This window comes from Cupriavidus sp. 207A1, from assembly GCF_057798955.1.
Genome location: NZ_JBYOJO010000012.1, coordinates 141,239 through 155,509 on the forward strand (window position 1 = coordinate 141,239; position 14,271 = coordinate 155,509).

At 61.0% G+C, this 14,271-nt stretch carries 10 protein-coding genes; 5 read left to right on the forward strand and 5 right to left on the reverse strand.

Going from position 1 to position 14,271, the window contains the following annotated elements; translation table 11 throughout:
- Window positions 1-21: 21 nt before the first annotated feature.
- Window positions 22-474: a very short patch repair endonuclease gene (locus AC3FMM_RS21735; RefSeq protein ID WP_488687460.1), complete on the forward strand. Its 453-nt coding sequence runs from the start codon at window positions 22-24 to the stop codon at window positions 472-474.
- A 628-nt stretch (window positions 475-1,102) separates the two neighbouring features.
- On the opposite strand, the gene AC3FMM_RS21740 is transcribed toward AC3FMM_RS21735, so the two are convergent.
- The gene (locus AC3FMM_RS21740) at window positions 1,103-2,185 is read right to left on the reverse strand and encodes an HNH endonuclease (protein WP_488687504.1); all 1,083 of its coding nucleotides are present in this window, start codon (window positions 2,183-2,185) and stop codon (window positions 1,103-1,105) included.
- Between the two features lie 172 nt (window positions 2,186-2,357).
- On the reverse strand, window positions 2,358-3,680 hold the full coding sequence (locus AC3FMM_RS21745; protein ID WP_488687461.1) for a phospholipase D-like domain-containing protein: 1,323 nt from the start codon (window positions 3,678-3,680) through the stop codon (window positions 2,358-2,360).
- A gap of 557 nt (window positions 3,681-4,237) precedes the next feature.
- Here AC3FMM_RS21745 and AC3FMM_RS21750 point away from each other — a divergent pair.
- Window positions 4,238-4,567 (forward strand): DUF1484 family protein, encoded by a 330-nt coding sequence (locus AC3FMM_RS21750; protein WP_488687463.1) that lies wholly within the window; start codon window positions 4,238-4,240, stop codon window positions 4,565-4,567.
- A 230-nt stretch (window positions 4,568-4,797) separates the two neighbouring features.
- Here the strand turns inward: AC3FMM_RS21750 and AC3FMM_RS21755 are convergent, their stop codons facing one another.
- The 3 genes from AC3FMM_RS21755 to AC3FMM_RS21765 form a co-directional block, all read right to left on the reverse strand.
- Complete coding sequence (locus AC3FMM_RS21755) at window positions 4,798-5,484, reverse strand: hypothetical protein (RefSeq protein WP_488687464.1); 687 nt, start codon at window positions 5,482-5,484, stop codon at window positions 4,798-4,800.
- A gap of 550 nt (window positions 5,485-6,034) precedes the next feature.
- On the reverse strand, window positions 6,035-8,677 hold the full coding sequence (locus tag AC3FMM_RS21760; protein WP_488687465.1) for a bifunctional diguanylate cyclase/phosphodiesterase: 2,643 nt from the start codon (window positions 8,675-8,677) through the stop codon (window positions 6,035-6,037).
- 207 nt (window positions 8,678-8,884) lie between these two features.
- The gene (locus tag AC3FMM_RS21765; RefSeq protein ID WP_488687466.1) at window positions 8,885-9,943 is read right to left on the reverse strand and encodes a YdcF family protein; all 1,059 of its coding nucleotides are present in this window, start codon (window positions 9,941-9,943) and stop codon (window positions 8,885-8,887) included.
- A gap of 132 nt (window positions 9,944-10,075) precedes the next feature.
- On the opposite strand from AC3FMM_RS21765, the gene AC3FMM_RS21770 reads away from it, so the two are divergent.
- The 3 genes from AC3FMM_RS21770 to AC3FMM_RS21780 are packed head-to-tail and all read left to right on the forward strand — an operon-like array spanning window position 10,076 to window position 14,257.
- On the forward strand, window positions 10,076-11,863 hold the full coding sequence (locus AC3FMM_RS21770; protein WP_488687467.1) for an OmpA family protein: 1,788 nt from the start codon (window positions 10,076-10,078) through the stop codon (window positions 11,861-11,863).
- Window positions 11,864-11,889: 26 nt separating this feature from the next.
- Window positions 11,890-13,389, forward strand: a complete 1,500-nt coding sequence (locus AC3FMM_RS21775) for a hypothetical protein (protein WP_488687468.1) — start codon at window positions 11,890-11,892, stop codon at window positions 13,387-13,389.
- Window positions 13,364-14,257, forward strand: coding sequence for a hypothetical protein (locus AC3FMM_RS21780; RefSeq protein ID WP_488687469.1), 894 nt, complete (start codon window positions 13,364-13,366; stop codon window positions 14,255-14,257). The genes AC3FMM_RS21775 and AC3FMM_RS21780 overlap by 26 nt, the downstream gene beginning before the upstream one ends.
- Window positions 14,258-14,271 lie beyond the last annotated feature (14 nt).

The following is a 14,271-nucleotide window of genomic DNA, read 5'->3' on the forward strand; positions in this document are numbered from 1 at the left end:
CCGGATCGGGAGGCACACTGGATGGTCGATGTAGTTTCGGTCGAGACGCGCTCGCGGATGATGGCCGGTATCCGGGCCAAGAACACCCGACCGGAAATGCGCCTGCGGCGATTCCTTCACAAGGCGGGTTTCCGATACCGGTTGCATGATCGCTCGCTTCCGGGTACTCCGGATCTGGTGTTGCCGCGGTTTCGTACCGCCATATTGGTTCACGGCTGCTTCTGGCACCGCCATGTTAAATGCCGCCTTGCCACGACCCCCGGTACGAATGTCGAGTTCTGGCAACGCAAGTTCGCCGCCAACGTCGAACGGGATTGCCTTGCCGTGGGGAAACTGCTTGCCGCTGGTTGGAAGGTAATCGTGATCTGGGAATGTGGCCTCAAATCGGTTGATGCCGAAGAGCGCCTCGGATGGCTTCCCGGACACATCACTGATGGGTCGCAGCAGTATCTGGAATGGCCGGCGTTGGAATAGTAGGGGTTTAACGATGGTCCTCTCGCACCAGTCCAATTCCTTCGTCAGGCAAAGGTCGGGCGCATAACGCTGGTGATTGACGAAGGTGGACCGCCTGTACGCGTGCTGTAGGCGACGAGTGTTGAAGGCGCGCGCTCAACGCGCGAAGGGATGCCGGAGAAGAACTGCTCGAAGCATGTCGGCGCGTGGCGACTCCAGGAGGCACGCACCCGCCGCAATGCCGATGCTCGATCGATGGGCGCAGACACGCGGGCTTGACGGAATTGGGTGGACAGCGCTCTCGCCGAAGTTGAACATCAAATGACGGGCAAAGCAGTGACGCATTAATGTCCGTACGAAATTGACGTGGCGCCTTGGCGCCTGTCGAGCCGGTCATTAGGACATGGTACTAACGGGAGTACGCAAACTGGGCATCGGTCGGGTTCGTGAGTACAGGTGGCTCGTCAGGTCTTGGAGTCAGGCGATCTTGGTGGCAAATATCCAAAATCCCTGAGCGATGGGCCGACCTTCGCCGGTGATACAAATATTTGGGTGTCCGCGGCGTAGACCTGAGTACGCGTGGAGTTAAGGGCTTTCCGTGGACCGAGAATATGATGTGACAATATCATTTTTTGATCCAGCCTACAGTTCAGCCCTTCATTTTCTGTTCGCTCAAGATCTTATGAACTAGTCTGTGGCAATTGGCGCAGAGACATTGGACGTCGTCGAGAGTGGTTCTGTGACCTTCCGCCATTTCACTAACGTAAGTGGAGAAATGGTGAACTTCGATACATGCCTCACCCTCTTGAACTCCATAGTGGACCACTGGATCAAAGCCGCATCGTTCGCACGAAAGCCGTCCGTGCGATCGACGATATTGCGCTTTCTTTGCTTTTGCGAGGCCGGGGGCCCGTTCCCGCTTTAAGTGAGATTTGAGCTTGACGCTACCCTCACGCCACTCCATGTCGATATAGGTTTCGCTGTCGGTACGTTCGGACGCCTCGTCCTTGCGCACGATCCGATATCCCGCTGCCCGCAACAACGCGAAGCACATCCCCCCGGCGGTAAAATGTCTCGGTTCGATCGGTACACCATCGAGCGCCATCGAAAGTGCAAGTCCAAAGACGGCTTTGGGCGGAAGGCGGCGGCCATTGTCAGCGATCAGGTCATAGTTAGTTGAAGGCCCAAAGGGATGTTGCACCTTGCCCGCAAGTAGTTGCTGAACCGCGAGCCAGACGTATTCGGGTGTAGCTTGACGCAGCACGTCGGCAGGTAGCCTTTCCGTGCGTTGGAGATCTCCGTCGACCGCGAGACCTCCGAGCCGGGTCGCCAAGTCTTCACTGGAGCCCCTGAAACCGGTCGCGATTCTAATGCGCTTCGTCGAATTGCCTCCCTTTGCGCTTGAATTTGGATCGCTGCGGATATCTTTCATGCGACTGCTCAACAGGCTGCAAATTCGTTCCGGCGATAGACTCCCCTCGGAGTTGTCAAGGATCGATCTCGCACTGGGGGGCAGTGACTGGACCGTTTTGCTATCGACCCACACGCCCAGGATAGGAATCCCAACTCGCGAAAGCCTGTTGAGCAACAAGAGCATAGCTTTCGTATAGTCCGCATTTACGGCCGTACGTTGACCTTTCACGCCACCTCGGCTGTGCAAGATGATGTCCGACTGGTCCACGGAGAAATGGGCATCCAGTTGCAAGCCATCTTCATTTATTACTTGGAACACTGTCGCCAATTCGCATCCTTCATTGATAGCTTAGGTTGGCCGGCTTCTGCGATAATGCCAGATAGAGTTGTATCAATCTCCTATGCGCTCGCAGTGTGCAAGCGATATCGGCACGCAACGGCGAATTAACTATGGCCATGCCAGCCAATTCGATGTCGATTGTAGGCGGTGGTCAGGGTGCGTTGTAGTGGCCGCGACGGGCGAGGAAAAAATTCTCGCCATCGAGTCTGGAAACTCGCAGGTAGATGTCCGTGTCCGTGTCACCAAAGAACTGGCGAACGAGCGCGCCGTCGAGGCGGTCTTCGTCGGGCTGGTAAACGGACAACATGCTGTGCAGTGTTTGGGCGCAGAATGCCTGGCTGTTCGCGCTGATCCAAGCGATTATGTTGTCGTTGTATTCGGGGCTCTCAAACGGGTCGTCGCTTGGCGAGATGTCGATGATCTCCAGCGATGCGCTGTCAAAGTAGGCTAGTACATTGATATGGGGGCGGCGGAAGTACTGAAAGCAAATGCCAATTTGGAGGTTTGCTGCCCCGAGTTTGTCGCCTCTTAGCCCTCGGAAGACAAGACTGAAGCTGTGCTCATCAATGTCGATCGCATTGTAGTCATCGCGAAACGGACTGATGAAGGAGATCCGGGTCGTGGCTAGGCGGGCCCATCCGATTTCTCCTGTGTCTTCCAACAGGCAAAGGTATCGATGTTCCCGAGCTAGGGAGACTGGCACGCCGTCGACTAGCCATTCTGTCAGCGTGTCGCGCGACTTGGCCATCAGCGAGTAGAGCATAGCGCTTGCCTGCCCCTTGGAGTAGCGCCAGTTGACCGTGCCCAAAACTTCTTCGGAGGGAATCCGGCTATGTTCAGCATATGCGTGGAGGCGCGAGAGGCCGGCATGGCGTCGGCGCTTCTCCGCGAGGCGCTGACGGGCGGCGATTTCCTGCCGTAACTGCTCGAAGCGATCTTGAGCCGCTCTGGCTTTGGCTTGTGCTGTCTTAAAAGCCGGGCGCAGCGTTTTGATTTCCTCTTCCATCGCAGCAACCAGCTCTGGCGTGACTTCCCACGCCTCTTTGATCCACGGCTCGATCATCTCCATGATCGCTCGCGGCGTCCTTACATCTGCAAAGGCTGCGGTAATTTCCCTTCGACGCGTGCCGGCGCGGGTCAGGTTTTGGCTCCCCACGCTGGCGAAACGTTCCGGTGCTATGACGACCTTGGCATGGAGCTCCGGGATGCAGAAGATCTGGTGGCCGGCAGCGAGGATGGCCGACATGGTCGCTAGAGACGAGGAGCCGTTGGCAAAGGTCTCGGCGTCGAAGAGCGAGTAGATGCGACTCGGTCCGGCGCCAGCGAGCACATTCTCGGCTGTGCCGGAGGTCAGGTACGGGGAGAGGATGATCAAGTCACAGCCGTTGCTCGCCTTGCGCCAGGCGTGGGTGAGTCCCTTGCCATAGAGCGTCGTGTCGACCGCCAGAATGCGCTGCTTTTCGGAATTTGCCATCCCGCCGCATGATGTTGTTGTTGGTCTAAGGATAATGCAACTGGCGTTTGCACGCTGTTACCTACCGTCTTGGTCTGGGGAGAATGCCATGATACATCTCAGCTAAAAAATGTGGACGATCTACCCCTCGATGTCGAATTTCAACAACCGAAAACAGCAGTAGTATGCCAAGCTCGGCAACGGATTTCCTAAGTAGCGCAAGGACTTCTCGGCAAGAGTGTCAAGACTTCGTTTCCGAAGCACGGGGTCTACATCGGTGTGGGTTGCCGAAAATTTGAGAGTACGCGCATTGTTCTGTATCACCTCTCTTGGGAAACTTGCCTTGTCATCCAGTCGATGGCTGACCAGGTTTGACAGCCTGTCCCATATATAGCGGACGAGCAGATAGCGGTATCCTCTCGTTCGTGCGCCTTTGCACGTCCTCCGGGCGGGCCTTGGCAGGGGAGCCCTAGGGCTCGCCGGTTTATATGTGGCCGGTCTGTCAATCCTGCTTCGTGCCCGCCCACCCCGGTTGACAGCGGACAGCGGGCCTCCATCCCACATATACGGAGGTCGCAATGACTAGCACCACCCCAACCCCCCAAGATCCCACCCTCGCCCAAAAACAAGCCCAGCTGGCCGAAAACCTGGCCAAAGTTGACCGCGCCCAGTTCCGCCGCCGCGCCAAGGCTGCCCCACCGCAACCTAGCAAAGCCGTCACCCTCGAGGACCACATCCTCGAAGTCAGCGACGACCTTTTGCGCGCCAGCGCCGGGTTCCAGTCGGTTCTGACCTTGCTGGACCTGCAGGCCGGCGATATTCCCGACAGCATAGGCCTCCACGCCCTGCTTTCGCCGCTCAAGCGGCAGATCGACCAGTGCGCCGACCGTCTGCAGGCGCTTGTCTGACGAGGGATGGGCCCGCGCAACGCGGGCCCGAAAGCAAAACGGCGCGAGGCTAGTCCTGCGCCGTTTTGGCGCTGGCATTGGGTTATGCTGCAAGTTGATGCGTCGGCGTCGACTCAAGCGTGAGCCAGACATCGCCGGGCTCCAGTTACGAGCGCATTCTAAAAGCGCAAATGATGCGAGCGAGCGAGCGCGATGCGACAATGCCAAGACAGCGGGTGGGCTTAGCTCCCTCAAGAGAGATTGCATCGCCTTCTCAATTCCTGCTCATTTTTCGCGATGCTCCCAAGGCCGGGAATTACCGCAATACTGTTACTCAGGTAGGACGTGGCATCGTCGAAGCGACCTAGGGAGCAGAGTATTTTTGCCGCGTTCAATGCGACATTCTGGCGTAGTTGGTTCCCCTCCGGAGAAAGGGAAATGGACGTCGAGATGCTAGTCAGTGCAGCCTCGTTGTACCCCAAGCGCATTTGCACATAAGCCTTGCTGTTCCACGCATCCGCGCTGTTTGGTGCAAGCACCGTCGCGCTGTCGAAGGATTGGAGAGCGAGTGCAGTTTCGCCCCTACGAAGAGCCTTTCTACCCTCATCCAAATAGGTTTGCACAGATGCGATCGCGCTGGAGGCTGACGGAGCCGACAGGGTTGAGCGCAACTGGCGAACCTTCGCAATGACTGCATCCAAATCTTCCTTTTCAGCAAATACTGCGCGCGCAAGGGCAATCACGCGATCTTCCGCTCTTGCGTCCGGGGAGCTGACCAGTTGGTAATTCTGTAGGATGAATGCGGATTGCCTAGTTGTGCGAGCAAACTTTGAGTCCTGACGCCGGAGGCCGATCTCTTCCTCTTTATGCTGAAGTTCCCGCGCCTTGACATCGCTTTCGAACGCCAGCCGCTTGTGGGCTTGCTCGTTGTTGCTCAAGTATGTGGCATAGGACAAGACAAGCACGCAGCAGGGTAGTAAGTACTTTGCGCCAAGGTCTGTCCAGAACGTTCTCTTGATGTACGCTAGTTTCGCTTGCTCCAGTGCCAGCTTGGCTCGTTCCAAATCTAAAGAGTCACTCATATCTGTCGCGCCGCTCAAAATACGTATATCGGCATCCGACTTATGGCATTTAGCACAACAACCTCCGGACGCTTGTTGTTCTCGCGTTTAGGATTCGGGCGCCGTATGAAAGTCCATGGCAATCAGCGAGCGCGGCCAAACACATCGCTCAGATGCATCGCGTCTACTCGGGGAATGAAGAGGCCGTATCGCGGTATGGCGCTGGCTTTGAGGACCTCTCGCCGTTCAGGTACTAGCACCTAGAAGTGCCGCAACCTGAAGCCTCAGTACTCCCTCAAAACCAACCACGGATCACCGCAAAATATTGCCGCAACCACGCATTGAATCGAAGGTACAAAGGCGTCCCGGCCCCGACGCCCGTTCTGGCCTGATCGCCGAGGCACGGCACCAGGGGCGACAAATGAATTCAAGTCACCGCACTCACAAACGCCTCAAACGCCCTAGCCTCCACCGGCGGACAAAAGAAGTGCCCTTGCCCGTAATCGCAACCAGCCGCCACCAGAATGTCCCGCTGCGACTCCGTCTCCACACCCTCGGCAATCACCCGAATGCGCAGCGCATGCGCCATGCTGATAATGGCGTGGCACAAGGCCACGTCGTCCGGCCCCCGCGTCAGCGAGCGGATGAAGGACTGGTCGATCTTGATGTAGTCAATGTCCAGGCGCCGCAGGTACGACAAGGACGAGTAGCCGGTGCCGAAGTCGTCGAGCGCGATCTCGATGCCGGCCGCCTGGAAGCGGGAGAGCTGGTCCATGACATCGGCGTTCTGCTCCATCAGCGAGCCTTCGGTGATCTCGATGACGAGGCTGCCCACCGGCACGTTCCTGCGCTCGATCATGCTGGACCAGGACTCGGGCCCGCTCGCCGGGGTGCTGAACTCCACGGGTGATTTGTTGACCGAGATCTGGAAGTCCTTGCCCAGCAGCACCTGCCAGCGCGCAAGCTGGTCCAGCGCTTCGGTCAGCACCCAGCGGCCGATGTCGATGATGAGGCCGGATTCCTCCGCAACGGCAATGAAATCGGCCGGGCGGATCGGCCCGCGCACCGGATGGTCCCAGCGGATCAGGGCCTCGGCCTTGCAGACCTTGCCGGTGCGCAGATCGACAATGGGCTGGTAGTGCAGCGCGAACTGCCCGGACGCCAGCGCCGTGCGCAGGTCCTGCGTGATGCGCAGGCGCTCCCGCTCCACCTGCAGCAGCGCCTGCGAGAAGACCTTCCAGCGATTGCGGCCCTCGGCCTTGGCGGCAAACATCGCCTGGTCGGCGCACACCAGCAGGGCCTCGGCGTTGTCGGCGTCCCTGGGCCAGGTCGCCACGCCGATGCTGGCCGACACCACCACCAGTTCGCCTGCCAGGCGGTAAGGCGCGGCAATCCGCTGCAGGATCGCCTGGGCAATGTCCCCGGCAACGCCGGCATCGCCTACCTCGGGCAGGATCACGGTGAACTCGTCGCCGGCCAGCCGCGCCACGGTATCCCGCGCGCGCACCGATGCCGCAATGCGCCGCGCCGCCTCCAGCAGCAACTGGTCGCCCTGGTCGTGGCCGAGGGTATCGTTCACCTCCTTGAAGCGATCCAGGTCGATGAACAGCAGGGTCACCGCATCCAGCGTGCCGCGCGAACGCCCGATCTCCTGCTCCAGCCGGTCGAAGAACAGGCGGCGGTTGGGCAAATCCGTGAGCGCATCGAAATTCGCCTGGTGCCGGATGACTTCCTCCGCCTGGCGCTTCTCGGTCATGTCATGGATCAGCGCAACGCGGCAGCGCTCGCCATACGCGTGGGCCAGGTAGGTATCCACGGTCAGGTAGGCGGGAAACTCGCTGCCGTCCTTGCGGCGGATGAAGAGTTCGCCGCTCCATCGGCCCGTGGCTGCCACGGTGGCCCGCAGGCGTTCGACCAGACCTGCCGCATTGCCTGCCCCGCTGATGCCATAGCCCGGGCGGCCCCGGATCTCCTGGGCGGTATAGCCGGTGGCGGCGGCAAAGGCCGGATTCACGTCGATGATGGTGCCATCGAGCGACGTCACCACCATGGCCTCGCTGCTGGACGAATAGACCAGCGAAGCCAGCCGCATTTCCTCCATATGGCGCCGTCGCTCCGCCATGGAGCGGCGCAGGCTGTAGTACAGCAGGGCAAGCAGCAGCGTGGAAGCCATGGCGCCGGCCAGGGCTACGCGGCGATAGACCTCGTAGGGCGCCAGCACCAGGCTGACCGCCTCGCCCACCACGAAATTGAGCCCGAACTCCGGCAAACGGTAATAGCCGAAGACTCGCTCCACGCCTTCGGAGCCCGACATCGCCCGATAACTACCAGAGTCGGGCGACCCGCTGGCGAGGTACGGCCTGTTGCTGACCGCCCTGGCCAGCGTACCCTCCAGCGCCGGCACGCGCGCAAGGACCATGCCGGAAGTCTTGATGACCGACGCCACTTCGCCATCGCGTTCAGTGAATGTCTGCGCAAAGCTGGCGAACTGCTCCGGACTGACCGAGACCACGATGACCCCGTCGAAGCTGCCCGCGCGCAGGATGGGGCGCGTGAACTGGATCGACCATTTGCGCGAGACCTTGCCCTTCACCGGGTCGCTGATGAACAGCATGTCGCGCCCGCCCGCGTTCTGGTGGACCCGGAAATGCTCGCGCCCGCTCAGGTCGACCTTCTCAGTGGGCGCAGGCCCGGCGATGGACGAGTAGATGAGCAGGCCATGCTTGTCGATCACCGACACCTGGAATGACAGGTCCACCACCAGGTTCTGCCGCTCACGCACCATCTCGATGAACCCCGGCTGGCCGGCCAGCCAGCTGGCCCGCAGGTCCAGCAGGAACTCGGACAGTCGCAGGATGCTGGATTTCGAGTACGCGCCGAACGCCTGGGCCTGGGCCTGGGTACGCTTGGCGGCGTCGTGCAGCAAGCGGTCCCGCTCGCTCACGAGCTGGAACGCCGCGAACGCCCATGTTGCAATCAGCCACGCCGCCGCCGCCAGGTTCAACGGGGAAAAGACCGCGCGCAGGCGCTGCAGCGCCTTGTCATAGCGGGTGGTCGGGCGTTCTGGCATCAAATGGGTATCGCAGTGCAGCGAAGTGGATTGACATCCATAGCAGGCTAGTCGAGGTCAGCGAACCCGACAAGCAGGACGCACTTTAGTCCTGTGCTCAGCGGGTGGAGTCGGGTTGGAGTGAGGCGAAAGCGTCACGTCGCGATCATGCTCCGGTCGCGAATGCGATAGGAAAAGGATGTGCGGTACGACATGGACGCAGAAGCCTCAATACTCCCTCAACACCCATCCGCTGATCGCTGCGAAGTACTCGCGGAGCCAGGCGTTATATCGAAGGTAGATCGGCGTTCCCGCCCCGACTCCGGCGACTTTGCCGAAGCCAGCCTTCCCGGCAATCTGCACCGCCCGCCGTACATGGAAGTCGCTGGTTACCACCACAACGGAGTCGGTGGCATCGATGCCCTGCTCCTCCAGTAACCGCCGGCTGAACACCAGGTTCTCTTCGGTACTGGTACTGCGTCCTTCGCGAATCACCCTGTCCGCCGCTATCCCGCGTGCAACGAGGTAATCGGCCATGATGTCCGCCTCGACACACTGCAGCCCAAAGTCCTGCCCACCACTCACAACGACCTTGGCGTCCGGCCACCTTCGCGCCTGCGCCAGTCCCTGATCCAGTCGCGCAATCAACGTTGGCGACGCCTTGCAGTTAGGGGTACCAGATCCAAGAATGACGATGGCCTTCACCGGCATCCCCGCGGGTACGGAAACGCCCATGCCGCTGCGGATGCCATAAAAGAAAACGCCGACAGTAACCAGCCACACGGCGAACGCCATCCATCCGGCACGCCAAAGCCACTGCCGCCGCCGGTCCGCCTTCCGCCATCGCGCCACGCCATTCCAACACAATGCGAGCAGCAGGAACACGATGCCGATGCACGCCGGCAACGTGATGCCGAAGTTGAACAAGCCCATCCCCATCAGTGCGACGGCATCGCCGAGCAGCACGGCGCCAACCAGCGCCAGGGCAAGGCGTATCCATCGAGTGCTTCGTTTCACTGCGGGGTTCTCAAGGTAGTTGGTTGTTGGATTATCCAACGGCCTCAATCCGGCGCCACAATTGCGTCGCAACCAGTTGCCGCTGAAATCGTCCGAGGCCGCGTCTCCCGCGTTCTCGTAGAGGAAGAACTTGAGGGGAAGACCGTAGGCGTTGGTCGCAACGCGGTGCCCGCCTGTTCGGTCCGTACCCCACTGAAGCATGGCCCATGGAGGGTTGGCACGCACACGGTCGGCCACTAACATCGACGGCCGGGCTAATGCCCCGCCCATTCCCTTCTCAGCGTGCCGCTGCCTCCGCGGTCGGACCTGCCCTCAAGTTTTTCCAACATCCGCCGATATTCTCGTGGCGCCCCATTGTGCCTGTCATTGGATCAGGCAAGGCGCTCAAGGGAACAGAGGTCGATGCACAACGAGAACAAAAAATCGGTTGGCGGCTCGCACCGCGCGACATATACGATGGGAGGGGCCGCCACACGTGCCGTGTGGCGGTGGACCAGTCTGGCGGTTGCCTGTTCGATGGTTACCGGATGCGCTACCGCGCCGGGAGCCTATCTGAAGGAGACCTTTGCCAGCGATGACCCTTGCTCCAATAACGCCCGCAATATCGGGATCGCGGCGGGTGTGATTGCGGGGGCCGTGCTTGGCAATGTCGTATCCGGCAACAAGAAGGTCGGCACACTGCTCGGCGCGGGTGTTGGCGCGGCGCTGGGCGGACTGATCGGGGCGGACATGGATCACCGCCGTTGTGAGTTGTCGCGCATTGCAAAGAAGCATGGGCTGGATGTCACGATGGTCGACATTGCTGCCGACGGCAGCGCGATGCCACCGGCATCGCGCGAGCGTGAACAAGGTGGGATCGGCATGTCCGTGTCGGTGCGGGACACCGGTACGGGTGGCAATGGCCAGTTTGCTTCCGGATCGAGCACGCTGGCACCGGAAGCCCGGATTGCCTTCACGGAGATCGCCCAGCAATACGCCTACGCCGCGCATGCCAGGCAGCTTGGCCACAAATCCACGGCACAGGAGCGGCAGGCCGTCGAGGCGCTGAAGTCACGACGCATCCTGCTGATAGGGCATACCGACGATACCGGGAGTTCCACGCTGAACGCCGAGTTGTCGGAGCAGCGAGCGCGTGCCGTTGCGGCGCTGTTCCGTGATGCGGGCGTGGCGGAGGCGCAGCTCTATTACCAGGGCGCGGGGGAAACGATGCCCCTGGCCGACAATCGTGACGAAGCGGGACGGGCAAAGAATCGCCGCGTCGAAATCGTGGATGTGACCGACGAAGCGGCCTTCGCGAAGTATCTGGACGCCCGCCGGCCCAACGTTGATTTCTATCGCCAGTCTGCCGCTGAGCGGGCTCAGTCCGGCAAGGGCGGTGAGTCGGGCGGCGCCACACAGGCGAAATCGACAGCGATTACTCGCCAAGGTGACCGGGAGAAATCGCAACCCTCTGCAGGCACCGCTTCCGACCGTCCGATGCGGCAAAGCGGGGCGCACAGCGATACAGCAAAGGTGCGAAGCGATGAACGGCCGGCCATGGCCTCCGGCGCTACCTCGCCCTCGCCTGCCGTAGCGCAGAAGAAGAGTCCCGCGTTGCAGACACGGACGGCTGGCACGCCGTCGATTGACTTCGGTGGCACGCCTTCTGGCCGCAGCGCGATGGTGCCGGATCTCGGCAAGCTCGATCGGCAAGGCGGCTTCGCCTTGATCTCCTCGGCGGTAGCCGACACGCCGCTGGCTCGCTGCGACCAGGACCGGCCACGCGAGGCACGTGCCGTGAAATCGCTCAGCGACGACAAGGCCTATCGCACTGCCGACTACATGCCCGGCCTGTACAACACCATCTGGACAGATACCGTCAACGGCCATCTGGTTGCGCTGAAAGGCGTGGCGGTGTTGCGCGACGGTGGCGCGCCGGCGCGCCGCCCTGAAGTGCTGGTCTATCGGAACTACCACGACGCAAGCCAGACCGCGGACCTCCGCACCGAGGCACAGGTGAATACCTATCGTGGCGACAAGGGTCTGCTCTATCGCGTCTTCGTCAACAAGGCGCCGCTGCAATGCCTCGACATCGTGATTCCACATGCCTCGCCTGACCAGGCGCGGGGCTCGTGGCTGCGCTACGACAAGGACGGCAACAGCTACTCCGCCGCATTCAATCCGCGCATGGCGGGTAGCGGCAAGATCTGATTAACGAACCACAAAGATCAAAAGCAATGAGTCAATGGATCAATGAGAACCTTGCGGCGCTGAACTCGGCGCTCGCTCTCGCGGTGTTGCTCGTGGTGTACCTGGGCAACAAGTTTCGGATCGACTTTGCGTTGATGAACCTCTGGTACAGCCTGCCGCTGATCGGCAAGATCGCTCGGCTGTCCCGGGACACGACGCGCTTCGCCAAGGACAAATCCTGGACGTTGTCCGAACGCACGCTGTGCGATGCCTACAAGCAGTTCATCCATTTCACCACGGAGGAAGAGTTCAACAAGCGGCTGACCTACCTGTCCAAGGCGCACGACCTCGGGCGCTCGCCAACGCCCGGCTGGATGATGGGGCTCTTGTGCGTGCTGGTGCTTGCCGAAGGCCTGGGCTTCTCGTACATGCTGGGGACGTGGATGGCCGGCGAAGGCGGGAGCGAGAACGCGCGCCAGTTGCTGATGTGGGCAATCGTGTTCGTGCTGTGCGTGATCTTTGTGTTCGTGATGCACAGTGCCGGGCATCAGCTCTACCGTAGCAACCTGATCGCCAAGGCCGACTCGGAGTGGCGCGGCGAGGGGCAGCCTGGCAAGTTTGCCAGCCACAATATCAAGCTGAACGATCCGCAAGAGAAGGACGAGGCTGAGCCTGAGTACAAGCAGTGCGTGAACCGTGTGGGCACGACTCGCAGTTATTTCATGGTGGGCGTGGCGGCGGTCATCATCGTCTTTGTCTCGGTGGTCTCTACCGTAATGCGTGTCAAACACCTGGAAGCCGAGCGTACCGCGCAAACCGCACTCGTCTCCGAAGCGCCCGGCGCGGGCAATCCGTTCGACAAGCTTGGCCAGGCGCTGCCGGACGAACTTCGCCAGGAACAGCAGAAGGCCGACGACAAGGCCATGGCCGATGGCCACGCCGCTTATGCCGACGAAGGTCTCGCAGCCTTCCTGATGCTCGCGTTCATCTTTGCGATCACGCAGCTGGTGGGCATCGCCGGCGGCTACAAGTGGGGCTTTGCCGGTAAGGAAAGCCAAGCCGCCTACCGCGGCACACGTGGCTTCTCTACCTATGACGATTACCTTGCGTTCTTTACCCCGCTGATGCAAGTGGCTCAGTCGAAGCTGCAGACCTTGCAGCAGAAGATGAGTGAACGGCGCGCCAATGATGGCCTGCGGCTCGAACATACCTTTGACGACTACCTGATGGACGCGCGTACGTCCCGTTCGCGCGTCACTGCTGCCGGTTATACACCGCAGGCGACCATGCCGACGGCGGCTGAAAACTCCACCGATACCGCCAGCGTGCTCGCGCGCATCGATGCCATGACCGCCGCCGGCCGCAAAGCGGATGCCGTAGCGTTGCTCCAGAGCCTCCCGGACCCTGTGCGCGACGATGTCACGGCGAGGCTGGCTGAGCGCAAGGCGGCACAGGAAGCCGCTCGACTCGCTGAGGAGCAAGCCCGCAAGGATGAAGACGAACGCAATAAGGAGGCTGAACGTGCCCGCCTGGAAGCCCTTCTCTGACATGGCGAGCCGGTTCGCCGCAGGCATGCGGGGTTGGGCGGCATGGCTCGCGCTCGCCACCACATTGCTGTGCGGGCCTGCCTGGGCCGCACCGGACATGCCGAGTTGCTATGCGGCCAATCAGCTCGGCGTACCGGCATCGGCACAGCGCGCACTGTTCCTGATGATCGACCAGACTACGGTGTTGGACGACAAGCTCGTTGCGGAGCTGGGTCGTCACCTGCAGGGCCTGCTAAAACCGGGAACGACGTTTCGCGTCTACAGCTTCTCCGCTTACGCGCAAGGCCGTTACCTGCAGCAGTTGGCGGCCGGAACGCTGGAGGCACCACTGCTAGACCAGTCAGTGCGGGACGCTACGGCGGTCAGGACGCTGAAAAGCTTCGATGCATGCCTGAAGTCGCAATACGCTTACGGCACCAGGCTGGTGGCGGACTCGGTTCGGGAAGCCCTGCGCGGAAGCAGCGAAGCGCTGGCCCGCTCTGACGTGCTGGCAAGCATTGCCGCGGTATCGCAGGCGGTACGAGAGGTGACCGCGCAGCAGAAGACTGTGCTCATCGTGTCTGACATGCTGGAGAACTCGTCGGTCTCGAGCTTTTACAGCCAGGAACGCATGCGGCAAATCGACCCTGCGCAGGAGTTGCGCAAGGCCGAGAAGGCGAACGTGCGGGCGGACTTTGGTGGGGCGTCCGTGTATGTGATGGGCGCCGGGATTGTCCCGGAGCCGAAGGGAGCGCGAAACGCAGCGGCCTCCTATCGTTCGCCGCAAAGCATTGAGGCGTTGAAGGCGTTCTGGGAAAGCTTCTTTGGAAGAAGCAATGCCCGGCTCGATGGGTTCGGTGCGCCGGCGCTGCTGACGCCGATTCGATAGCGACACTAGGGCGG